The sequence below is a fragment of the Bacillus sp. MHSD_36 genome (assembly GCF_030757775.1).
Classification (GTDB): Bacteria; Bacillota; Bacilli; order Bacillales; family Bacillaceae_G; genus Bacillus_A.
Genome location: NZ_JAVBIS010000005.1, coordinates 151,024 through 174,176, shown reverse-complemented (window position 1 = coordinate 174,176; position 23,153 = coordinate 151,024). Strand labels below are relative to the sequence as shown.

At 35.4% G+C, this 23,153-nt stretch carries 24 protein-coding genes and 1 pseudogene; 14 read left to right on the top strand and 11 right to left on the bottom strand.

Annotation, left to right across the window (positions count from 1 at the left end):
• Positions 1-15: 15 nt before the first annotated feature.
• Entirely contained in the window at positions 16-1,857 is a 1,842-nt protein-coding gene (locus Q9B79_RS20845) for an AIPR family protein (RefSeq protein WP_283729585.1), read from the top strand.
• Positions 1,858-2,063: 206 nt separating this feature from the next.
• Here the strand turns inward: Q9B79_RS20845 and Q9B79_RS20840 are convergent, their stop codons facing one another.
• A complete protein-coding gene (locus Q9B79_RS20840) occupies positions 2,064-3,782 on the bottom strand; it encodes an AIPR family protein (RefSeq protein ID WP_270707706.1) in 1,719 nt (572 codons plus the stop codon).
• Between the two features lie 373 nt (positions 3,783-4,155).
• On the opposite strand from Q9B79_RS20840, the pseudogene Q9B79_RS20835 reads away from it, so the two are divergent.
• Together Q9B79_RS20835 and dnaB are read left to right on the top strand one after the other, a co-directional pair.
• Positions 4,156-5,011: pseudogene (locus Q9B79_RS20835) on the top strand (DnaD domain-containing protein).
• Entirely contained in the window at positions 5,008-6,294 is a 1,287-nt protein-coding gene (gene dnaB, locus Q9B79_RS20830; protein WP_306187227.1) for a replicative DNA helicase, read from the top strand. The pseudogene Q9B79_RS20835 and the gene dnaB overlap by 4 nt, the downstream one beginning before the upstream one ends.
• 88 nt (positions 6,295-6,382) lie before the next feature.
• Here the strand turns inward: dnaB and Q9B79_RS20825 are convergent, their stop codons facing one another.
• Positions 6,383-7,168, bottom strand: a complete 786-nt coding sequence (locus Q9B79_RS20825) for a TrmB family transcriptional regulator (RefSeq protein WP_306187225.1) — start codon at positions 7,166-7,168, stop codon at positions 6,383-6,385.
• A 108-nt stretch (positions 7,169-7,276) separates the two neighbouring features.
• Here Q9B79_RS20825 and Q9B79_RS20820 point away from each other — a divergent pair, with 108 nt between their 5' ends.
• On the top strand, positions 7,277-8,044 hold the full coding sequence (locus tag Q9B79_RS20820; protein ID WP_306187223.1) for a TSUP family transporter: 768 nt from the start codon (positions 7,277-7,279) through the stop codon (positions 8,042-8,044).
• A 168-nt stretch (positions 8,045-8,212) separates the two neighbouring features.
• On the opposite strand, the gene Q9B79_RS20815 is transcribed toward Q9B79_RS20820, so the two are convergent.
• Positions 8,213-9,100, bottom strand: coding sequence for a DMT family transporter (locus Q9B79_RS20815; RefSeq protein WP_306187221.1), 888 nt, complete (start codon positions 9,098-9,100; stop codon positions 8,213-8,215).
• A gap of 170 nt (positions 9,101-9,270) precedes the next feature.
• Positions 9,271-11,304: a sigma 54-interacting transcriptional regulator gene (locus Q9B79_RS20810; protein ID WP_306187219.1), complete on the bottom strand. Its 2,034-nt coding sequence runs from the start codon at positions 11,302-11,304 to the stop codon at positions 9,271-9,273.
• Between the two features lie 327 nt (positions 11,305-11,631).
• On the opposite strand from Q9B79_RS20810, the gene Q9B79_RS20805 reads away from it, so the two are divergent.
• From Q9B79_RS20805 to Q9B79_RS20795, 3 genes are all read left to right on the top strand, one after another.
• On the top strand, positions 11,632-12,390 hold the full coding sequence (locus Q9B79_RS20805) for a gamma-glutamyl-gamma-aminobutyrate hydrolase family protein (RefSeq protein WP_306187217.1): 759 nt from the start codon (positions 11,632-11,634) through the stop codon (positions 12,388-12,390).
• 297 nt (positions 12,391-12,687) lie between these two features.
• Positions 12,688-14,118, top strand: coding sequence for a YfcC family protein (locus Q9B79_RS20800; protein WP_098313356.1), 1,431 nt, complete (start codon positions 12,688-12,690; stop codon positions 14,116-14,118).
• A gap of 226 nt (positions 14,119-14,344) precedes the next feature.
• Complete coding sequence (locus Q9B79_RS20795) at positions 14,345-14,500, top strand: hypothetical protein (RefSeq protein WP_306187214.1); 156 nt, start codon at positions 14,345-14,347, stop codon at positions 14,498-14,500.
• 148 nt (positions 14,501-14,648) lie between these two features.
• Here the strand turns inward: Q9B79_RS20795 and Q9B79_RS20790 are convergent, their stop codons facing one another.
• The 4 genes from Q9B79_RS20790 to Q9B79_RS20775 form a co-directional block, all read right to left on the bottom strand.
• The gene (locus Q9B79_RS20790) at positions 14,649-15,176 is read right to left on the bottom strand and encodes a permease (protein ID WP_306187212.1); all 528 of its coding nucleotides are present in this window, start codon (positions 15,174-15,176) and stop codon (positions 14,649-14,651) included.
• Positions 15,173-15,655 (bottom strand): hypothetical protein, encoded by a 483-nt coding sequence (locus Q9B79_RS20785; protein ID WP_306187211.1) that lies wholly within the window; start codon positions 15,653-15,655, stop codon positions 15,173-15,175. The genes Q9B79_RS20790 and Q9B79_RS20785 overlap by 4 nt, the downstream gene beginning before the upstream one ends.
• Positions 15,648-15,989 (bottom strand): PadR family transcriptional regulator, encoded by a 342-nt coding sequence (locus tag Q9B79_RS20780; protein ID WP_306187209.1) that lies wholly within the window; start codon positions 15,987-15,989, stop codon positions 15,648-15,650. Before Q9B79_RS20780 ends, Q9B79_RS20785 begins: the two co-directional genes overlap by 8 nt.
• Before the next feature lie 168 nt (positions 15,990-16,157).
• Complete coding sequence (locus Q9B79_RS20775; protein WP_000540377.1) at positions 16,158-16,283, bottom strand: YjcZ family sporulation protein; 126 nt, start codon at positions 16,281-16,283, stop codon at positions 16,158-16,160.
• Positions 16,284-16,481: 198 nt separating this feature from the next.
• Between Q9B79_RS20775 and Q9B79_RS20770 the strand changes: the two genes are divergently transcribed.
• The gene (locus tag Q9B79_RS20770) at positions 16,482-16,727 is read left to right on the top strand and encodes a hypothetical protein (RefSeq protein ID WP_000013677.1); all 246 of its coding nucleotides are present in this window, start codon (positions 16,482-16,484) and stop codon (positions 16,725-16,727) included.
• A gap of 346 nt (positions 16,728-17,073) precedes the next feature.
• Here the strand turns inward: Q9B79_RS20770 and Q9B79_RS20765 are convergent, their stop codons facing one another.
• Complete coding sequence (locus Q9B79_RS20765) at positions 17,074-18,480, bottom strand: alpha/beta hydrolase family protein (RefSeq protein WP_306187205.1); 1,407 nt, start codon at positions 18,478-18,480, stop codon at positions 17,074-17,076.
• A gap of 419 nt (positions 18,481-18,899) precedes the next feature.
• Between Q9B79_RS20765 and Q9B79_RS20760 the strand changes: the two genes are divergently transcribed.
• Both Q9B79_RS20760 and Q9B79_RS20755 read left to right on the top strand, forming a co-directional pair.
• The gene (locus Q9B79_RS20760) at positions 18,900-19,484 is read left to right on the top strand and encodes a CGNR zinc finger domain-containing protein (protein WP_306187202.1); all 585 of its coding nucleotides are present in this window, start codon (positions 18,900-18,902) and stop codon (positions 19,482-19,484) included.
• Between the two features lie 116 nt (positions 19,485-19,600).
• A complete protein-coding gene (locus Q9B79_RS20755) occupies positions 19,601-20,155 on the top strand; it encodes an HPP family protein (protein ID WP_306187200.1) in 555 nt (184 codons plus the stop codon).
• 117 nt (positions 20,156-20,272) lie between these two features.
• Here the strand turns inward: Q9B79_RS20755 and Q9B79_RS20750 are convergent, their stop codons facing one another.
• Together Q9B79_RS20750 and Q9B79_RS20745 are read right to left on the bottom strand one after the other, a co-directional pair.
• Positions 20,273-20,380: a YjcZ family sporulation protein gene (locus Q9B79_RS20750; protein ID WP_000505671.1), complete on the bottom strand. Its 108-nt coding sequence runs from the start codon at positions 20,378-20,380 to the stop codon at positions 20,273-20,275.
• 142 nt (positions 20,381-20,522) lie between these two features.
• Positions 20,523-20,789: a YmzC family protein gene (locus Q9B79_RS20745; RefSeq protein ID WP_306187197.1), complete on the bottom strand. Its 267-nt coding sequence runs from the start codon at positions 20,787-20,789 to the stop codon at positions 20,523-20,525.
• A 379-nt stretch (positions 20,790-21,168) separates the two neighbouring features.
• On the opposite strand from Q9B79_RS20745, the gene Q9B79_RS20740 reads away from it, so the two are divergent.
• The 4 genes from Q9B79_RS20740 (at position 21,169) to Q9B79_RS20725 (ending at position 23,113) form a co-directional block, all read left to right on the top strand.
• Positions 21,169-21,525 (top strand): DUF4259 domain-containing protein, encoded by a 357-nt coding sequence (locus Q9B79_RS20740; RefSeq protein WP_306187195.1) that lies wholly within the window; start codon positions 21,169-21,171, stop codon positions 21,523-21,525.
• Between the two features lie 158 nt (positions 21,526-21,683).
• Positions 21,684-22,142 (top strand): MarR family winged helix-turn-helix transcriptional regulator, encoded by a 459-nt coding sequence (locus Q9B79_RS20735; RefSeq protein WP_000198627.1) that lies wholly within the window; start codon positions 21,684-21,686, stop codon positions 22,140-22,142.
• On the top strand, positions 22,135-22,719 hold the full coding sequence (gene pssA / locus Q9B79_RS20730) for a CDP-diacylglycerol--serine O-phosphatidyltransferase (RefSeq protein ID WP_306187192.1): 585 nt from the start codon (positions 22,135-22,137) through the stop codon (positions 22,717-22,719). Before Q9B79_RS20735 ends, pssA begins: the two co-directional genes overlap by 8 nt.
• Before the next feature lie 22 nt (positions 22,720-22,741).
• Positions 22,742-23,113 carry an ATP synthase subunit I gene (locus Q9B79_RS20725; protein ID WP_306187189.1) on the top strand — a complete coding sequence of 124 codons (372 nt, stop codon included), beginning with the start codon at positions 22,742-22,744 and terminating at the stop codon, positions 23,111-23,113.
• Positions 23,114-23,153: the final 40 nt, after the last annotated feature.

The following is a 23,153-nucleotide window of genomic DNA, read 5'->3' as shown; positions in this document are numbered from 1 at the left end:
AGGAAGTTGGTTTTTATGAAAGAAGAAGTACAAAAAATCAAATTTTATCAATCATTTATTGAAAAGGTTGAAGCTCAAGCTCCAATCCATGCTAGCCATAAAATGACTTTTTTATATGAAATGTTAAGTTATATGGAAAAGTCAGATGAACCAGTATTTTTATCTGTTCCATATACAAGTTCTATTAAAAAAATTCAGCTAGATGCATATGCTTTTGATGAGGATCAATCTTCGCTTGATCTATACGTTGTCGATTATGATTTAGAAGCCTCGTATCATGAGATTACGACAGTCAATATGACTACAGTATTAGAGACAGCAAATAAGGCTAAGCGCTTTTATACTAATAAGAATTTCATTATAGAAAATGTTGACAAATCTCTTGATGTATATGAGGTAGCGAAGATGTTAAAATCAGATGCTATATTAATAGATCAAGTTAATATTTTTGTAGTAACCAATAAATTTTATCTATCTAATAAACCTATTGAAATTGATATCCCTGGTATTGAAACTGTAAATGTACAAGTATGGGATATGGATCGTGTGTATCAATTAGCGATGGCTGAACAAGGAATTCAAGACTTTCATATTGATTTGTTAGAGAGTTATAATCAATCTTTAGAAATGATGTATGTACCGAGTTATATGGATGGTGAAACAAATAGTGATTTTGAATGTTATATTGGGTTTATACCAGCAGTGCTTTTAGCTCAACTATATGAAGATCTGGGGCCGAAACTTGTAGAGAGAAATGTAAGGTCATTTTTACAGGCAAGGGGAGGAACAAATAAGGGTATTCGGGATACTTTAAAAGAACCTAGTCAAAGAAAAATGTTTGTTGCCTATAATAATGGTATATCGACTGTTGCACGTGCAGGGAAAATTGAAAAGATTCATGAAGATATTAATTTATATAGGATTTCGGGTTTAACGGGTTGGCAAATTGTTAATGGTGGACAAACTACAGCATCTATTCATCAAGCTTATAAAAATGAAAGTGATCTAAGTGGCGTTTATGTTCAAGCGAAATTAACAATTTTAAAGGTTAAAGCTGATCAAGAAAATGACCAGCATGTAATAGAAGATGAAATGGTTTCGAGAATATCCGAGTATGCAAATACTCAAAACAAAATTAATAAATCGGATTTGCTGGCGAATACAAGATTTATGTCAGAATTAGAAAGGTTGTCACGTAGTACATGGATCCCGATGCAGGATGGACGTAAATCAGATCGGAAATGGTATTTCGAACGCGCTCGCGGTCAATATATGGTTGATATTGGACGTAGAAAACGTGGAAAAGAACAGAGTGGTTTTAAAAAACAATTTCCAAAAGAAAATGTTTTAACAAAAGTAGATTTAGCAAAATGTTTTATGTCGTGGGAGGGATTCCCTCATATATCAAGTAAAGGAGGGGAGGAAGCTTTTAAGAAGTTTATGGATCAGAATCGTAAGTACTGGAAACACGAACGAAGTCAGGATGATAAACACCAGCAATTAATAGATGTAACAGTTGAAATATATCAAGAATTAATCGCAAAGAGTATTATTAATAAACATATATCGAAGGTAATCGATCAAATAAAGCTAAAAGGTTATAGAGCGAATGTTATATACTATACAACGGCTATGTTGCAACATATTTACGGTGAAGAAATAGATTTACAAGAAGTATGGCAAAAACAAAAACTTTCCCAGAAGTGGGATAATGTAATAAGAACCATCGCCACTGATTCTTTAAACTATCTTAAGGAATCAGCAGGGGAGCAAAATGTAACTCAATGGGCTAAAAAGGAAGATTGCTGGGAACGTTTTAAAGCAGAGCGTTATAAGCAATTAAGAAATTTAGTTTAATATTATAAATTTACAATAAATACCGCTTAAATTTTTAGGCGGTATTTATTGTGGTATGTAATTGAATTCATTGTAAATATTAAAATGTTTTTATGTGTGAAAAGTATTAAATGAAATTCTTACTTATTCTATGTCACTCTCTTAAAATATAGTGTAAGGAGAGCATCTGAATATACTATATTTTAAGAGAGTATCTTATGTTGTATTTACTTACAAGGAGTTAATTTTAATAATTGAAGATTTAGTTCGTGAACAAATTTATTTGACTTAGATATATTTATTATATTTTCTTGTAGATAATTAATTTTATAACCTTCGATAGTTTGGAGAATAAAAGTATAAGAACTATTTATAATATTATCAGTTATTTGTTCCTCAGTAATAATTGAAATATCTCTATCGCTATATGTAGCTTTATTGGTTATTAAAGTGGCGCATACTCTAGCAATGTGATATGAAAAATTTCTTGCTATTCCCTTTTCGCTTTTTTCTATATTTCTCTTGATATAATTTGTTACCTTTCTATATATAATTGCGGAATTTAAAAAAGCACCAAATTCAATATGGGGATTGAATATTGAATTATAGGATTCTTCGTCTTTTATTAAGCTAGTTGGTTTAGATCGAGCATTTGCTGGGCTATAATTTAGTACAGCTTCTATAGATTGGGCCATATTCTGGATGCTGATAATTTTACTTGCAGGCTTTTGTTTATTTTTATAATAATTTTTTCTTCTATCGTAATAATAGCCTTTATTTAAACAAAATGTTTCGATATCTCTTTGGATATCATCAGTAGCTCTTAGTAGGGCAGGTGGTACTGGATTTTGGCTATTTGAAGCAGAGATAATTTTATCTATTGTTGGCTTTTCACTTGTAGTAATGACTTTAACTAGTATGGATCTCATATCATTACTATTCTTAGTATAATATTTACTAAAGGTATAAGATGTTTGTAAGCCGTTAACTATTTGTACATCATCTAAATAAAGAGTTTTTAATATAGGCCTACAGTTAGATGCTATGATTGTAATTCCATTATTTAACCACCAAAAATCTTTTTCATAATCAGCAGATAGGCTACTGGCTATATTTGAATTTACATCGACATCACCTTGGTAATGTCTAATATTGTTTTCAAATATATTTTCCCGAATATTATAATTTTCATCCATTATAAAATCGTAATAATCATTTAAATTTACTACTCCTACGTAACCAAATTCATTCTTTTTAAATGGGATAGGTATAGGAGTTTCTTTAAATGTTAATTCTAATTCTTCAGCAATAGATTGTTGATAAATTGTAAGTAACTCCCTAGAACTATAAAGTTTAAATGCAACATTTTTGATATTGAGCTGTTCCTTGGTTAAAGTGACTAACTGTTCTTTTTTTGAATCCAAAGCACTATTAATAACAATTTCATCGGATTTACATGAATAAGTATAAAATATGTGTAATTGTGATTTTTTTCTTACACTATTTCTTAGTATTCTTCTAAAAATAGTAATTTTCTCTATTAAATTAGGATTGAATCGAGATGATAATGTATTTTCATTGATTCCTAAATTTAAAATTAAAGGTAAAGATGCAAGTAATTTGTCAATGGATTTTTCTGTGAAAGATTTTTCTAATTTCGCTTGAGATATGTATATTTTTATCTCAGTTTTTTCGTTAAATTTAATCTGATCAAGTTGATCTTCACTAGAAATTGAACTATCGTTAATCAAAAAAAGAAAAGAATCAATTCCTCCGTCTAATCCCCCGTCAACTATACTATTTTCAATTTCTTCATAAGAAGTGTCGGAATCTTTAGTGATTTGAAGGGTGGAAAATAGTTCAAAGGCATCTTGTTTGTTGAGTGGCAATTCATTTTGTTGGATAAATTCTTCTAAACAATCTTCTAGCATAATTGTATTATTCAATCTTAATCCCCTCATTTCTATATAGTATAGAAATTATAGCATTAATTAGAATTAATTGGGATTAAATATGGTGTAAAAAGTATTTATAAAAGAATATATTAACGGAAACATATTTTAATCGAAGTAACCGATAACTAGCCCCTCCTAAGCCCCTTACAAGCCCCTACCAAGTAATAAATCACTAAGAAAAAACATAACAAAAACAAAAACAAAAACAAAAACAAAAACAAAAACAAAAACAAAAACAAAAACACCAACAAACACCATAGTAGGAGTCGAAAAAAAATTTGAAATAACACGCCAAAAACCCGGCCATCCTCCCATATATATTATGAAGAGGTTTTCATTTTGAACGGAGACAGGAGGAGTTAGGATGGCGGTATACCGTACTGTGCAGGTGAATTTTTGGCAGGATGATTTTGTTTTGGATTTGACGCCGGAGGAGCGGTATTTATTTGTTGACTTGTTCGAAGACGACGCAGTGTGGGATTTTTCCTTTTCCGAAGCGATTAGCTGAGATGGAGACTGGTTATAATCGGGAGACTGTTGATAAGCTTGTGCAGCGCTTTGTTGATTATGGAAAGATTCTTTATGATGCGGATACGCGGGAGTTATTCGTTTTGAATTGGCTTCGTTATAATCCGGTGACGAATACGAATGTGGAGAAGTGTGTGCTTCGTGAGCTTAAGGGTGTGAAGAATAAGGAGTTTGTACATATGTTTCTTCAGAAGTGCGTAGAGGAGGAGCTGAATGTTCCAATGCTTTTAGCGCATTTCGGTATGCCGAGTAATTTGGCTGTGGATGATGTTGAGCCAGTTTGTGAGGAGACAGAGGCGGAAGAAGATGTTATAGAGGAAGAAACGGGAAGTCGTGTGTTTTCCTTTTATGAGCAGCATTTCGGTAGTTTGTCTCCGCATACTGTGGAGGAACTGAGTGCGTGGATGGAAGATTTGTCAGAGGAGCTTGTGCTGAAGGCTCTTCAAATTGCGTTTGAGAATAATAAGCGGACGGTTGCTTATGTGAAGGGGATTTTGAGAGGGTGGCACGGGAAAGGATTTACGAAAGTATGTGAGGTTGAGGCGGATACGGCTAAGTTCCGAAAGAAGGATTCGTCTGTTAGTACGGGGGAGACGGAGGAGTTTTTGGCGAGGTGTGAGGAGTGGGAGAAGAATGCGCCGTCTGAGGAAGAGTTGCAGCGCTTTTTAGCGGAGCGCGGGTGGCGGCCATGAGCATTCAAAATGTGGAGGCGGAAAAGACGGTGTTAGGTTCTCTATTACTTGATGGAGAGCTTATTAAGGAGTGCCGTTTGACGGAGCAGTATTTTTCGATGCCGGTGCATAAGTCTATATTTCAGTTAATGCGAAAAATGGAAGAAGAGGGGCAACCGATTGATCTTGTGACGTTCATTTCTAGGGTAGATCCGAAGTTTTTAGAGGGGATCGGGGGAATGGAGTATTTTATAGGGTTAATGGATGGTGTGCCTACTACTAGAAACTTCTCTTATTATGAGGGGCTTGTTCGAGGTGCCTGGAAAATGTATCAGGCAGGTGTTCTTGGGCACAAGATGGGGGAGCGTCTTATTGCGGAGAAGAGTGAGAAGATTATTGGTGAGACGATTACGGCACTTTGTGAGTTAGAGGAAAAGGACTGTGTATGTGAGTTTGATTTGAAGGATGCGTTAGTTGATTTATATGAAGAGCTTCATCAAGATGCGAAAGAGATTACGGGTATTGAGACTGGTTATACGTCGCTCAATAAAATGACGTGCGGATTGCAGGAAGGTGATTTTGTCGTTCTTGGTGCGCGTCCTTCTATGGGAAAGACTGCGTTTGCGTTAAATGTTGGACTGCATGCGGCGAAGTCTGGAGCTGCGGTTGGATTATTTTCGTTAGAGATGAGTAGTAAACAATTGCTGAAAAGGATGGCGTCTTGCGTAGGTGAAGTGTCAGGAGGCAGATTGAAAAATCCGAAGCATCGTTTTGCGATGGAAGACTGGGAAAGGGTGAGTAAGGCGTTTGCGGAGATTGGTGAGTTGCCACTTGAGATTTACGACAATGCAGGGGTTATGGTGCAAGATATTTGGATGCAAACTCGTAAGTTAAAGAGGAAGCACGGTGATAAAAAGATTTTAATTATTGTAGATTACTTGCAGCTTATTACGGGCGATCCGAAGCATAAGGGCAACCGATTTCAAGAGATTAGTGAGATTTCTCGTAAGCTTAAGTTATTAGCGCGGGAATTAAATGTTTGTGTAGTAGCATTGTCACAATTGTCTCGTTCTGTAGAGTCGCGTCAAGATAAGCGACCTCTTTTATCCGACTTAAGAGAAACAGGACAAATTGAGCAAGATGCGGATGTCATTATGCTTATGTATCGCGAAGATTATTACGATAAGGAAACGGTGCAGAAAGAGATGACGGAGATTCATGTGGCGAAGCATCGGAATGGGCCTGTTGGTATTTTTAAGCTGAGGTTTTTGAAGGAGTTTGGGCGGTTTGTGGAGGAGAAATAGTGAAAAGACTTGAGTATTACTTTGCATATAAAATAAAGCATAAGTTTTCCAGTGTATTCACTTATGCTTTATTTTTTGAATATGCTTCTTATTTCCCCATAAAGAAAGATCGTCTCTCTGCAGTAATCCATTGCTCCAAGTCATCTTGGCTACGTCGGACAAGTCGGTTCACTAACACATCATGCCATACATAATCCTCTAATAGGTATATATGAACCGGATCATCTGTATAAAAGGCAACGTTACGCTCTTCAAGTGATGGTCCATAAATCATCTCTTTAGAATCTATGGATAAAATAAACCAATGTTCTGTAGAGAGGGTTTCTGTATAAGTTGTTATACGATGGGCTTCTAGATTTTTAATAGGATTTTCAACATGCAGGGTAATGCCTTGTACTGTGACTTTATCAGCTACCTCAGCTAGGTCCTCTTTTAACGCTTCATACATTTCATCCCACATCGAAATGACAATACGTCGTTCTGCTTTTTTTATTAATGTCTGACAATAGCTAATGATTGTTTTGTTGTCTTTTAAAGTAATTACTCGATTATCCGTTTTTTCCTCGGAAGTTTCGAGTTTGTTTAATGAATCACTGATTCCTTCATAAGTAGACTGCCATTCTGATTGAGCTTTCTGTAAAAAGATTTCAACAGGTAGAGGTGAATAGCGAGTGGTGTCATTTATTTCTTCCTTCATGACAATTCCTTTTTCTACAAGGTTACCTAAAATCTCATAAATTCGCGCTCTTGGGACACCCGAATCCTTACTCACTTGATAGGCTGTGACAGGCCCTTGTTTCACAAGAGATACATAAGATTTAGCTTCATATTCATTAAAACCAATTTTTTTAAGCTGTTGTACGATGTAGTCCACTTTTTCGTCCTCCGATGTTTGCTGTTTATTTCAACGTTACAATAACTCTTTACATTTAGCAAATTGATAGTTACTATTACAATAGTGACTAAAGGGGAGGCTACTAGTATGGATTTTTATTTAGACCCATCTGTATTAATGATTTTGATTGTTTTTGGATTTGTAGCTGCATTTATTGATTCAGTTGTAGGTGGTGGCGGACTCATTGCCTTACCAGCTTTATTATTTACAGGATTGAATCCAGCAAGTGCGGTAGCCACAAATAAGCTAGCATCAACAATGGGGAGTGCAACTAGTAATATTGTGTTTTATCGTTCTGGTCATCTTGATTTGAAATCGGCGTTTAAATTATTTCCAATCACTTTCATAGGTTCCATAATAGGGGCATGGACCGTTCATTTAATGAATCCAGAAGTACTGAAGCCGTTGATGCTGGTAATGCTTGGTGCAGTCGCTATTTATACGATATTCAAAAAGGATTGGGGTAGTATTTCTACTCATAAGAAATTGTCTGGTCGACACGTCATTATTTTTACCTTTTTTATTTTTGCTATTGGTTTTTATGATGGATTTCTAGGTCCTGGTACAGGTTCATTTTTAATGTTTTCTCTTTTATTTATTGGATATGATTTTTTAAAAGCAGCAGGTACTGCGAAGTTTCTTAATTTAGGAAGTAACGTTGGTGCATTGTTCATGTTTATGTATGTAGGGCAAGTAAACTATGCGTATGGTTTTATAATGGGGATTGCTCAAATTGCTGGAGGGATTGTTGGCTCCAAATTTGCTATAAAAAAAGGAAGCGGGTATGTTCGTGCTCTCTTCATTACAGTAACTTGTTTATTGTTAGCGAAAAATCTGTATGACTATGTGCAGTAAGTAATGTAGAAAAGGTTAACTATGCAGGCTACATAAATATAATAATTCCTTGTAACATTTTTTAGATGCTACCTTATTCGAAGGTAGCATCTAAAAAATTAAGGTAAGAGGATGAAAATAATGCAAACGAATATTTTTGGGGTATGTTTATGTACTTTAGCGAAATAACTATTCCATATTCTTCTTATAATTAACCCGCAACAACCCCTTAAAATCCACCTCAGCAATCAATACACTTATTAATATAAGCGTCGCCCCTAAATATCCTTTTCCTGTGAGCGTTTCACCTGTAAAAACGAAAGCGAACCCTGCGGAAAAGACAGGTTCTAATGAGAAAATAAGTCCGGTATGTGTAGGCGTCGTGTATTGCTGGGCGATCACTTGCACGATGAATGCGACTGCGGTGCAGAATATGCTTAAGGCTAGGATGATGAGCCATGAGTTGGTTGTGCTAGGCAGTTTTGGCGTTTCTATAATGAATGAAAATATAAGACTAAATAGACCGACGAAACCGAGTTGTATGACTCCAAGTGCAATGGAGTTCACATGTTTTGTTACGCTTCCGGTAATGATGACGTGAATGGCATAAAATAAGGCTGACAGTATGCAAAATATATCGCCATTACCGATCTTGAATTCGCTCGTTAATGTTAATAAGCCGATTCCTATTATCGTTAAAATGATTCCTACTATCACTTTCTTTTCTGGAATGTGTTTTAAAAATATAGCTGATAGTATCGGAATGAAGATGACTGTGAGACATAGTAAGAAACCAGCGTTAGAAACACTCGTGTACTTTGTACCGAAAGTCGCGAAAATGTAAACGATAAATAAGACAGAAGCGAGTATAAATGCATATTTTACAGTTTTAAAATCGATTTTGAATAAATGTTTGTAAAATATTAAACCTGATAAAAGAAAGGCAATAATAAATCGTAATGCGATTAAGTTGTATTCTTCTATACCTTCAAGTCCAACCTTCGTAAGTAAGATCGATGCACCCCAGAAGAATGTAACTAGTAGTAGCCCTAAATCCGCTTTTAATTGTAGTTTCATTTCTATTCCCTCGTTATGTATAAATTTTTAAATCCCATACCCCTATCCCCATTCTTCATTTTAATATTAATTCTGAATATTTGTAACTTAAATTTATCGACGTTTTATTCCATTAAAAAAAGAGGCTGTTTATAAAACAACCTCTATGTATCTGAAAATCCGGACCTTGATTAAAGACTACGTAGAATCTCCAAACCTTTTCCTGTTAAATGAATTCCTGCTCTACCTCTTTTTATTTGCACATACCCTTTCATTTTTAGGAAGTTCAACCGGTGTCTCACTTGTGCTTCAGATAAATTTATTTCGACTTCTTGGCTCTTTTCAGAAATAATTCTTCTTCCGATTGCTTTTCCTTTTTCTTCATAATTCATGACGAGCGTAAGGATGAAAAGTGATTCTTGGTCAAGAGCGTTTGAACTTGAAGAAAAGGGTGTTATACCCTCGGCCTGATCACTATCTGTTTTCCTATGTGGAGGCTTTTGAAAGTAATGTTGATTAGGCAAATCATTTTTTGTTATTTGGTTTCCAGTACGGACAGCAAGCATATAATCTATCGTATTTTTAAGTTCTCTTACATTTCCGTACCATGGATATCCTTGCAGTTCTTCAATTAGTTCTTGTTCAATTTTGACTTTAGGGTCCGATAGTGAGACAAAATGTTTAGCTAATAATTCAATGTCATTTCGGCGCGCCCTTAATTCGGGAAGGTGTATAAAGAGTACTTTAAGCCGATGGTATAAGTCTTCTCTAAACACATTTTCTTGAATCATTTTCAGTAGATCCTTATTGGTTGCTGCAATAATCCGGACGTCTATCGGGATAATTTGGCTTCCGCCAACACGCATAATCTCTTTTTCCTGCAATACTCGAAGGAGTCGTGCTTGAAGTTTCAGGCTAATATCTCCAATCTCATCTAAAAAAATAGTGCCACCATTTGCTTGTTCAAATAATCCCATTTTCCCGCCTTTTTTTGCTCCAGTAAACGCTCCGTCTTCATAACCAAATAATTCACTCTCGACTAAATCATCCGATAAAGCACTAAAGTTAACAGCAAGAAAAGGACCACTATTTCGCTGGGAAGCATTATGAATAGCACTTGCAAACAACTCTTTTCCGGTACCACTTTCACCCTCAATTAATACAGTTAGATCAGTCTTAGCTAACCTTTTTGCAATTTGTTTCGTGTCTTGGATCGTAGAGCTAATGCCAACGATATTATGAAAATTGTATTTTGCTACATAACCTTTTTTGACAAATTCTTTTCTCAATTTACGTTCAAACCCAATGGTCTTAAGGGCATTTCTAAAAGTAACAATAATCGATTGATCATTTATATGTAGACGTTCCACTATTACATCCAAGCCGTTTACAACAAATATTCCGCTTTCTTGTTGCTTATTTGAAAGGATGAAGTTTACTAAATCAATATTATCAATAATGGCATCAATCGGATGACCAATAGCGTTTTTACTTTTTATTTTCAGCATGCTTTCCAGAAATTCATTAAAGACAACAATTCTTCCTTCATAATCAATAGCTAGTATGCCATCACCAACACCATCAATAACTTGATGAAGTTGTCGATGAGCTTTAGCTAAATTCTTTGTTAAATCTACTATTTTTCGATAGTATCTCTCAGAAACGTGGTTACCCGATTCCTCCATTAAATGAAATCGATCTAGAATGGACATGATTGTAGTAATATCTATTAATCTATGACCGATATTAATTACTTTTTCTACAAAGTCAGGGATAATTTCAAGTTCGCCAGGTGTGATTGCGAGCTTGATCATTTGTATATTCGTTTTTCCAGGATAGTATGGGAAATATTCAATGTGGTTCAGCCCCAATTGACGCATCGTTTCAATTGATTCGTATACTGTTTCATGATTATCATTCACATATAGGGCTTGTGTTCCTTCTGGTAAAAATAAAAGCTGGTCCACGTTTTCGTAATTTAATGTTCGTTTTGCTATTATTACTTCGCAGTTTTCCCCGATAAAGTCTTTCACCGTTTCTATCGTAAATGTATTAGGTAACAAGATTAATGTAGAATGAAATACTTTTGGAATACTTTCTTCTACAGAAAAACTTTCAATATCTATGAGGTCACCTACCATCTCCGTTAGTTGTTGATGTAGGGCTTTTCGTGTTTCTTTTAAAACGGTGATCAATACAATGTGGTTAGTTTCAAATTTGTTCATAGAACACCTCTTTAGTTGAATGTAATTGGTCTAAAGTTGGTTATTAATTGGTTATTATGTAACCAATTAATAACCAATTATAATACATATCAACATAGTAAACACCGATAAAGTGACAAAATATTTAAATATGTGTAAATAATCGTTTAAATTTTAATGTTGGCATGATTTTTGCTTATATCAATGGTGTGTAAAGAAATAATGAAATGAGTAGAGTCGTAATTTACATATTTAATTCTTTACCACTTGTTAGAAAAGGGAGGTTAAGAGTATACAATTTCAGCAGAGAAAGACAACGAAACCATTTAAATTATGAGGTGAGAGAAAATGAAACCACTAATTGGTGTTACGGGGTATTATGTTGATCATAGTGAAATAGGGAAGGAGGGCTTACGAGGGCTACCAGGTCAGGATATGGCTATCTTTTCTTACGACTACATCCGTTCACTTCAACGAGCAGGTGCAACGGTTGTTCTACTTCCAATTGAGGAAGTTGATCAAATTGAGTCCACACTTAATCAATTAGATGGATTGTTATTGGCTGGTGGCGCGGACATCAATCCAATTTATTACGGTGATATTTCAAAATCATATATAGGTACTGTAGAGGAAGAACGAGATAATTTTGAATTAAATTTGGCAAAGCAGGCTTTAGAAAAAGATATTCCTATTTTAGGAATTTGCCGAGGATTACAGGTGTTAAATGTTGCAGCTGGTGGATCCCTTTATCAAGACTTAGAGCAAGAGATGGGCCCAGAATATTTCCATGTTCGAGAACAGTTCCGTAAATGGCAAGGCTCTCATTCCGTAGATCTTCTGGAAGAGGGGAAAATTTATGAGGCTATTGGCCAAAAATCTTTAATGGTTAATTCTTTTCACCATCAAGCAGTGAAAACATTAGGGAAAGATTTTGAGGCGAGCGCATGGTCCTTTGATGGTGTAATAGAGGCTATTGAATCGAAGGCTCATCGTTATGTAGCAGCGGTTCAATGGCATCCAGAAATGATGTCGGAAAGGGATGTCTTGCAGCAACGTTTATTTAACCAATTTGTAAATGAAATTAGTAAAAAGGTAGTTAAATCATAGCGTGTTATAAGTAAAAGAATTGATGGATAGCTTGGTACGTCATGGTAGTGGGGAAACCAGACTGCCGGCTGTCTGTAAAAGTAATAATCATTGAGGGAAGAACCCCCCAATGATTAAAGTTTCACTTTATCCCGCTTTAACGGGCAGTAAGACCACCCTCAAAATTCAGCGGAAGCAAAGAGAAGTTAGATGGGTGATCAACTGCCCGTAAAAGCCCGATTGGTTCAACTAATAATCATTGGGGGAAGAACATCACCACTGATTAAAGTTTCACTTTATTGCAAAGGGGATTGGTATATGAGTCAAGTGTCAGAAAAGGCGGTTTCATTTGAGCCAGAAGAAAAAAAGGAAAGAAAAGAATGGAAAATAAACGTATTTGCAATGTTACTTGTCTTGTTAGTTATTGCGGCTGTTATTACACATATATTGCCGGCCGGAAAATATGAACAGATTGAAAAAAATGGGTATACAACAGTAGATCCAAATTCTTTTAAATGGATTGCATCATCGCCACTTGGATTTTTTGATACGGTAAAATCTATTCCTACAGGGATGGTAGAAGCTGCTAATATTATCTTTTTTATTCTTATTATCGGAGGTTTTTTTGGTGTATTAAAGGCATCAGGTACAGTTGAGGCTCTTGTTTCAACGATGGCAAAAAAACTTGCTAACCGTGAAAAGTTAATGATTCCTATTATCATGCTGTTCTTTGCGCTTGGTGGGTCATTAATGGGAATGGCGGAGGAAGCTTTAGTGTATGTACCTCTATTCATCCCACTAGCTCTTGCGGTTGGATTTGATACGATAACAGGAACCGCAATGGTACTAGTAGGAGCGTCCGTCGGATTTACAACGGCAATTATGAATCCGTTTACAGTTGGGCTTGCGCAAGGGATAGCGGGTCTTCCTATGTATTCTGGGATGGGGTTCCGGCTCATTTTATTCGTAGTCATATATGTAATTGCGGTTACATTCGTCTATCGTCATGCTATGAAAGTAAAGAGGGATCCTGCAAGTGGAATTTACGGAAAATTCGATACAAACGAGCAAGACAGCCTACTAACAGCGAAAGTAGAGTTAACCAAAAGACATAAATGGATATTAACGGCCTTTTTAATCAATTATATTATTCTTGTATTTGGTGTAATTAAGTACGAGTGGTATATAAAAGAAATTGCAGCCTTATTTATTATTTTAACTATAATCATTGCAATCCTCGGCAAGATATCTCTTGATGATACTGTAGAATCTTTTACACAAGGATCGGCATCTTTAATCGGGGGAGCTTTAATCATTGGTGTATCACGCGCTATTTTAGTTGTATTGAATCAAGGGCATATTATAGACCCACTACTGTATCAAGTGTCGGAAGAAATGAAACATGTTTCTCCTTTTTTAAGTGTTGTTGGAATGTACAACTTCCAAGTAGCGATTCATTTTATTTTAGCATCAGGTAGTGGCCATGCGATGTTGACAATGCCTATCATGGCGCCACTTGCAGATTTATTGGACATTACACGCCAAACAGCCGTATTATCCTTTTCATTCGCGGATGGTATTGGAAATATTATTTTTCCAACAGGTGGTACGCTAATGGCTGGATTAGCAATTGCAGGAATTTCATGGACAAGGTGGGCAAGGTGGATTCTTCCTTTAATTCTAATTGAATACTCAATTGGTTTAATAGCAGTTATAATTGCTCATCTTATTGGTTATGGTCCGTCTTAATAAAAGGTAGATATGCTTTCAAGGATAGAAAGTTCGGATTTGAAGAAAATCGCTAAATAATGGTGATAGAAAAGCCCAGTTTAGAAGGGCTTTTTTTCTATGTAAACTTTTATTTGTTTTGTTTACATAATATCTTTACAATTATTTGATAAAATAAATTCAACTGCGTATTGTGAGGGTGGGTGGTTATCCCTTCTTTCTATTTGGAAGGAAAGGAGGTGATAATATGGACTTTTTGTTTGACCTTGTAAAAGAGTTTGTCAAAGCGAATGTGCGCGAAGTTTCAGCGTATTTTTTGCGGAAGCAACTTCTAGATAAGGACAACAAAAAACCCACTCCGCGCCGTAGGAAGCAGAAGGGTGGGTTTCGTAAAAAGAAATAACTTATAATAACTACCACCCTATACGGTAGCAGTTAGGGAAGAGATGTTAGCGCATCTCTTCTTTTATTATATGCCATTTTATTTGATGTCATACTTATATAGCACTCTACCGAAAATATATCATATTCCTATTTTATGGTCAATTTGATTACATTTCCTCCGTAACATCATACCGAAGCAACTGCCCCTGATCATAAAACCTCTCAAAAATAATCCCCATTACATAGAAGAATACGAGACCGAAACCAATATGAATGAGTGTAAAAGTAGCTCCAAATGAAGAAAATTCATATACGATAATCGGTAATTTTGCAGTTGTCCAAACGCCTAAGAAAAATACGATGTACCGAATGCTTGCACCTTTTTTTAAGAGTAGTGCTGCGATGGGGAAGGCAACATAGAGGGGACCAGCTGCAATGCCTCCTAATAATAGAGAAAATAAGATTCCGTACATACCTGATTTTTCTCCCATATATTTAATTAACGTTTCTTTCTTCACCCATTGGTCAAGCAATCCTACAAATACTAGAACAGGAGGAAGGAGAAACAGCATATCTAAAATGCTATTCCCTGTTAGTTGTAATGCACTCCATCCTAAAGATTGATTTATGAAAGTTAATACAAAGAGCCCGAGTAGTAAGACGAAAAAGAAGCGATATCTTTTTAGTTCTTTCATACCATCACCATCCAAATGATATAGGAGAATAGAAGTGACATGAGCAAAGCGGCTGCATTACGTGCGTAAGCAAAGCTTCGTCCGAATATCTTTTGTTCCATGGGCAAGGTTGTAATTCCTACTGACATGAGTGTAGACATAAGTGCCGCAACTTGAGGTAGGCCTGCACCGTGTTGGACTAATGTATTTCCAAGAGGAAATACGACAAAGCTTGGAATAAGTGCAACGGAGCCGAGTATTGCTGAGTAAATAATACCTAACAATCCGGACTGTTCTCCAATGATAGAAGAGATAAAGGACGGCGTTAATATAGAAAGCGATAAGCCAACGAAAAGCATGATGGAAAGCATGGCAGGGAGAAGGTTGCGAAACATTTTCCACGACTTCGTTAGAGCATCTTTCGTTTTCTTGCGGTCCTTCATAAAAGAAATCCCCGTAAGAATAATGGCTAAAGTATAAAGAATCACACCGTTAATCATGGTCGGATTCCTTTAAGTCTTTATATTTATCTAAGAAAAAGGATAAGTTCTTCATTTTTTCTTCAATATCCATTTGAAAATCTACCAATTGTTCCTTTCCAGCAGGCGTAATTTTGTACATCTTTCTCGGTTTGTCTTGATGATCTGTGCTTACGTAAGATTCAATTGCACCTTCGTTTTCTAATTTTTTTAGTGTGCGATATAGAATGGCACTATCGATTGGATTGACGGGAAGTTCTTCCTCGCACTTTTGTAATAATTGCCCGCCATAGTTATCTCCTTCAGCTAGAAATAACAAAAGAAATGCACCTGTATGTCTTCCTGTATGTTTCATGGATATACCTCCTAGAATAAATTAGAATTCATACTGTTAATAACAGTATACTGTTATTAACAGTATATGGTGCATGAAATGCTATGTCAATTTGAAAATGTGCAATCTCGAGATAGGGGCTGTACATCCAAAAACACAAAAAAAAGACACTCTCAAGAGTGCCTTCCTTTAGCAGCCGAATCCGCCGCCCCAACAGCTAGCGCCAACGATGATTAATAAGATAAAGAGTACAACAAGTAAAGCGAATCCGCCGCCGAAACCGCAGCCTCCACCACAACTACCGCCATAGCCCATATTAACTCCTCCTTCCATAAAGACCATTAATTAATGGATTTAATTCACTTTATGTTTTTACAGATAATCTTGAGCAGGTCCTTTTGAAAAATAAAGGTGCTTAGATTTTAAAAGAGTTGACGACCTTATTTTTGTCACCGCTATTCGGCTGATGACATATTGTATTTTATTCTGTGTATTGGGGGAAGGAGGATCTTTATGGCTAATTCTGAAATGATTTTACGTTTACTTACAGATTTAAAGATTGAACAGCAAGCTTTAAAAGAACAGCTGGAGAAAATGCAAACAGCTGTGAATACTCTTGAAGAAAAATCAGCGATTGTGGAAGAAAAACCAAAGACTATTGAAGAAAAACCAGCTGTTGCTGCTGCAAAGCAAAGAGCTCATTCTGGACACCCAACATCTTTTCGTGCTTGGAGAGCATCTGCTCAAAGGAATTCATAAAAATATAAGAAAAGAAGACATCAATTAAGATGTCTTCTTTTGCTTGTACAATCCAAATGCGATAAGAAGGTATATATCCATATTGCTTTAAAACTAAGAAGAAAATAACGATTGTCGACTCCTTTTTTTAGTATAGCATGTAATAATAAAGATTTTTATGTAATATTGCATATATATGGATTATATGATGTTTTATGATATATATTTTAGTTGTCTGTTATTTGTTTTAATTCATTTACTTATATTATTTTTTGAGTGCCCCAGTGATGGGGCCTTTTTTTATAATTGTGTGAAAGCAGAAACCCCTCACACATAAGGAGGGGTTACATAACTAGGTAAATGGTTATTAGTGTTTAATGAGAGGAAGGTCAGGATATTGCTTCTGAATTTCTTCTAAATGATTTTCGTTTATCCCTTTTAAAGTTTGATCGAAAAAGCTAGTTACTAGTTTATTAATGAGTGTATAATTTGCGGCTACATCTTCACCGGGTTCATTAATAATACGTGAAAATGCGGCTAAATCTGTAAAACTATTATGATTTGTTTTTGGAATTACAACTGTGTACGCGCCAGGTTTTTCAATGGTTTTATTTCTTAAATAGGATATTTCAAACAATTCATCTTGGATTCCGCCTGTCTTTTGATTCTCCGCTTCTTTCATATAATGAATGGTGGCTTCAGCATTCATCAACATGAATGGTTTTTGAGGGCCGTCTTTAGGCATTGGATCTCCATACAATCCGCCGTCCATATCAATTGCAGCTTTAATACGATTATCCTTTACTAACATTTGTGCGGCAGTTGCTCCTCCATAAGAGTGACCTAACATGCCGATTTTGTCATCGTCAATTAAATTTGCAATGGCTGTAAAGTTTTTATGAAAATTGCCTTTTATTACTTCGTTTAAAACAAAAGTAGTATCCTGTTCCCAATTTCGAACCATGTTATTTAAAGCGTTAGGTGTAAATTCAATTGGTACGGAATCTATACGTTTTCCATTAGGGAAAATTGTTGTTGCTGCGTATCCTGTGAAATTAAGAGCGATTACTACATAACCTTGGCTAGCTAATTCTTCTAACTGGAATGTATTTTGTTGTCCGTATAATTCCATCCCATGGCCGAATAAAAGGAGTGGGAATTTTTCCTTAATTTGAAGTGGTTTAGCATCTTGATAAGAATGTGTTTTTGTCAGCCCTAAATGTGTCGTTACGATATACGGAGCACCTTTTGTTACAGCCAGTTGTTCAGCGAGGGCGTCTATGTTCTCAAAGTAGGTAGAAGGTTTCCCAGATCCTTTTTCGGCAGGATAGTACACTTGTATCATTAGTTCACGATTTCCGTGAATACTGGATACAATGGTTTCTTTTCGGTTTGTATCAATTAAATGAAAAGCTTTCGTTCCTACTGTATATTTTCCAGTAGGCTCTGGGAGTGTTATGATCGGAAAAAGCAAGGGTAGCGTAAACATTGCGATAGCAGTTACGATAATTCCTAACCCTTTTAAAATTTTCATCACGAACTTTTTAGAAACAGCTGTAGTTTTTGGTTTCAAAAAAACTTGTAATGTTAAAACGAACAATAAGAAATAGGCAGGGATTATACGCCAGTTTGCGCCAATTAATATGATGGTTGCTAACAAGAATATGTAATTTATCATTAAGATGAATACATTCTTTTTCGTCAAACCACGCTTGATAAAGATAAGTTGGATGCTAGACAAAAGTAATACAGCAACAAAAACGATTTCTAACATTTTCGGCTTTTAGCTCCTTTCCTAATCATATAAATGTAGATTGCTAAATTGATAATCTATAATCTTATCGGTTATGAACCGTCATTGATAATTGTATGCATGTAAGAAAATTTAGAACGTTTTTAGATGACAGTTTAAGAAAAAAGTACTCATACGAGTACCTTTTTCTTAAACCGTGCCCCATAAATGATAAACCATACCGATAACAAAAAATGCTAGTCCTACAAATAAAACGATTAAAGCAAGCATTCCGTTTTTATTATGTTCCATACAATTAGCTCCTTTTTAAGTTATATACGAAAAGCCTTTAGTCATAATTATGGCTAAAGGTTTTGGTCTTCATACTTTGTAGTTTATAAAAAAGTTGCACTTCTGTATGAATTTGGAATATGATTGTTTAAAGAGTAGGTGATGAGTACATGCAGGAAAGAAAACAATTCCCGCTTATCTCTGGAAATCTCTCATTAGATTTAGTGAATACAGAGTTAGTTAGGCGTGGACAACGTTATGATTTATTAATAACAGATGAAGATGTATTAGAATGGCTACATGTAATAAAGGTTAATCTTCCTTTTTGGAATGAAAAAACACTTATAGGAATTCAAGAGCGAATGAATCAAGTTACATCTAGCATACTAGAGCTAAGAGAATTACTGAGAAAACAGTTTGAGGCAATTGCCGATCAGCACGAAATTTCGGATGATTTTATTACGTATTTAGAAAAACAAATTGAGAAGGCGCCATTTACATATAAAGTTATTGAACAGAGTTTAGTACCTATTCCAGTTGGAGAAATTGAGGATGTACTTGTATCGTTAATTGCGCTTGATGCTTTAACGTTAATAGCAGAAAATAAGCTTATTTCTCTTAAAAGGTGTTCAAATCCTGACTGTGTTTTATTATTTATAGATAAAAGTGGAAAACGAAAATGGTGTTCTATGAAAATATGTGGGAATCGAAAAAAGGTAGCAAAATTTCAAGTTCGAAAATCTGAAGAAGTTTAGGGAATCAACTTATAACAGTTGATTCTTTTTTTGTATTTTTAAACTAACCTCTAAATTTAATATTGACTGGTTAGTTTGCTCGGAATATAATTATTGGTAAATAAAGGAGGAGAATGATGAGTGATATAACAGCAGCTAAGCAGAAAGAGGCTCAACCAATAAGTGTACGATATTTTGCAAAAATGAAAGGGAAAGGAAGAAGTCCATTACAAGTAAATATAAAGGACTCTTTAACGGGATTATTGGGGGGATTTTTAACGATTCTTACCTTAACATATTTAACGAGTATAACTTCTACAGAATTACTAATGGCCCCATTTGGAGCGAGTTGTGTATTAGCTTTTGGAGTTTGGAATGCACCGCTATCTCAGCCGCGTAATATTATCGGAGGACATTTGATTTCAACTTTCATTGGTCTATCAATATATCATTTGTTTGGGAATGAATATTGGACAATTGCTTTAGCAGTTGGTATGTCGATTGCTATTATGATGTTAACAAGAACAACGCACCCTCCGGCAGGGGCTGATCCAATTGTCATTATTTTAGGAGCATACAGTTGGAGTTATTTAGTAACACCAGTTTTAGTTGGTTCTCTTGTTATTGTAGTTATTGCTTTATTTATTAATAATATGAGCAGTAAAAGGAGCTATCCAACTTTTTGGATATAATTTATTAGGTGAAAAAAATTTGAGTGAGTATTCTGTTTTTACTATGTTTTCATTTCAAATACTCTTTCGTTTACAAAGAAAAGACACCCATATAAGAGTGTCTTTTCCAATAGTTTTTTAGCAGAAGCAAGAAGCTCCAACGATGATTAATAAAATGAATAACACAACTAATAATGCAAAGCCTCCAGCGAAGCCACAGCCTCCACAACTACCACCAAAGCCCATAATAGTTCCTCCTTTAATAAGAGGGGAAAACAAAGGGTCACTCGTGTTTTTTAACGGATTCCATTTACTTTATGTTTTGAAGCATAAACGTGAGCAGGTCCTTTTGAAAATAAAAAAGACACCTTGAGGTGCCTTTATGTAATTAATATTCGCTAGCGTAAAATTCTTTTATTAGTTTTATTTCATTTGTATCGGGGTCAAACTTAAATATTTTAATTTGATTAGATTCGTCTTTATAAGCAAATGTATTATCGCCAACTTGGGTCATATTGCTAATGTTTAGGCTAGGATCACTACCATGGTCAGTGATTTCCACAGTTTTCTCACGATCCCAAAATGCAATGACAATGATCAAGATAATAAAGCATATACGTATGTTACGTAGTTCTCTTGCTAGAGGATGCTCCATATGATAGTCACCTTCTTCAGTTAATAGATTTTGTGTATAAAAGAGATATTTTTCATGAGAATATAAATAAAAAAGACACTGTACAAAGTGTCTTTTTTATCTAATTTATGCGCATTGCTTAATAAGACGCTAGTTCCTCAGTATGAATATGAGTAACTATGTAGGGTAGTTCTATTATAACATTTTAACATTAATGGGTCTATATGGAATTTTATTAATGGTTATGTTTGATTATTCGGAATGATACACGTAGTGAAAGGTATATGTTACCTACAGTAATTGTAAAATATAGCGATGTATATAACTAGTCTTGTAATAAATTTTTACTATATTTAAGATTGAAATATAAGAAAAAAGTACAAAGAAGGAGCTGTAGCATATGGGCGCTTGGGGAACTGGATTATTTGATGATGACACGACTTGTGATGTGAAAGAGCAGTTTATTGAGTATGTAGAAGAAGGTAACAGTGTAGAAGAAGCAACTAAGCTTATTTTAGAAGAGTATGTAGATGAGTGTGATATAGAAGAAGAGTTGGAAGTAATGTCTTTAGTATACATCGGTCTTGCGGCAATACAATTGGAGAAAGGTTGTCTTCAAGAGGAAGTTCGTAGTAATGCGATTGCATTAATTGAGCGAGGGGCTGACCTTGAGCTTTGGGAAGAAGCTGATATGGAAGATTATGAAGAGAGAAAAAAAGTTTTAGATGAATTTAAGCAACAGCTGATTAACGATTAATATTTTTCAACATGAAAAGGAGACATCTTAATGGGTGTCTTCTTTTTCATTGTGAATAAAGTACGGAGCTATATTTCCCTTTACACGAACATAAAGGTGTAATATAGTTTAGTTAACTAAACTAAACTAAATAAAAGTGTGACTGGAGGAAGAACGCTATGACTAGATCATATAAAGAAGTAATTAATGAAATGAATCGAGCCTACACGGAACTCTACATTTTACTATTTCAGGATTTAAAGGATGAGTTCGGTCTTACTGGGCAGCAAGAGAGCATGCTATTTCATATCAATTTAAATGAAAACACGACAGCAAATAACATTGCGAGTACGTTTAATATAACGAAAAGTGCTGTAAGCCAAGTTTTATCGAAATTGGAAAAGCAACAGATGATTTCAAAACAAGTTAATCCGAATAATAAAAGGGAGTATTTCCTTACACTTGGTCCAAACGGTAGTAAGTATATGGAGCAATTGTCGAAGTTAGATGATGTATTAATTGAGAAGTATTTCTCGAAAATTGATATTGAAGCTTTGCAGCAAATGACTGATACGTTAACGAAAATAAATAAAGTGATATTGGAAGAAAAACAGAAGGATCTTGAGTCTAATGAGTAAAATCCGGGATGAAGCAATTAGTAGAAAGGAGGAGAAGCATGTGATGAGTTACATACCGAATATGCTTACGATAGCAAATTTTGTGTGTGGACTTTTGGCTATTCACGCTGTTTTCGTTCAAGATATGTATGGTGCAGTTCTATTCATTATTACAGGTATGGTATTTGATCTGTTTGATGGTATGGTTGCTCGGAAACTTGATGCTGTTTCGGACATAGGCGGGGAGTTAGACTCATTTGCGGATTTAGTTACCTTTGGTGTGGCGCCATCTATTCTTGCCTATAGTGCCTCGTTAAAAGATTTGCAGTCTATCGGGATGATATGTGCACTAGCTTATAGTATTTGCGGAATGCTTCGGCTCGCTAGATTTAATACACAACAAAGCAAACTCCCGACATTTATTGGAATGCCCATTCCATTTGCGGCAATGTGTCTCCTCATTTTATGCCTCTTAAATAATCCAGTTTCCGTGGCGGTTGGCACATGCGCACTCGCTTATTTAATGGTGAGCAAAATCAAATTCCCCCATTTTAAAAAAGATATATCGGAAAGCTTGAAGTCCGAAAGATGGGATTAATGGGAAAGATAAGGAGCATATCATGATTCGTATGGCATTAAAATCATTCAACATACAAATATATTGTTTGCTAGGCGTGATGTTATTGGGATGGTTGATGACACCTTTTCGAGCTCAGTTTGTAGGGATAAGCATTGGCCTGTTAGTTAGTATGTACTGCGCCTGGATTTTAGGAAGACGTATCGAAAAGTTCGGAAATAGCATTGTAAAAAAAGAAAAAGCACCAATGCTTGGCATGATGAACCGGTTTGCAGCGGCAATACTCGGCGCGATTATTATGTATGAAATTGAACACCGTGAGTACATGTGGACATTTGCTGCTGGAATTATGGGTGGGTATTTCTTGGTTATTATTAATTTGGGGTATTATAGTATGAGGGATGAGAAGGGATAGATGAGTAAACGCTCCGGTATAGAACGATATACTGGAGCGT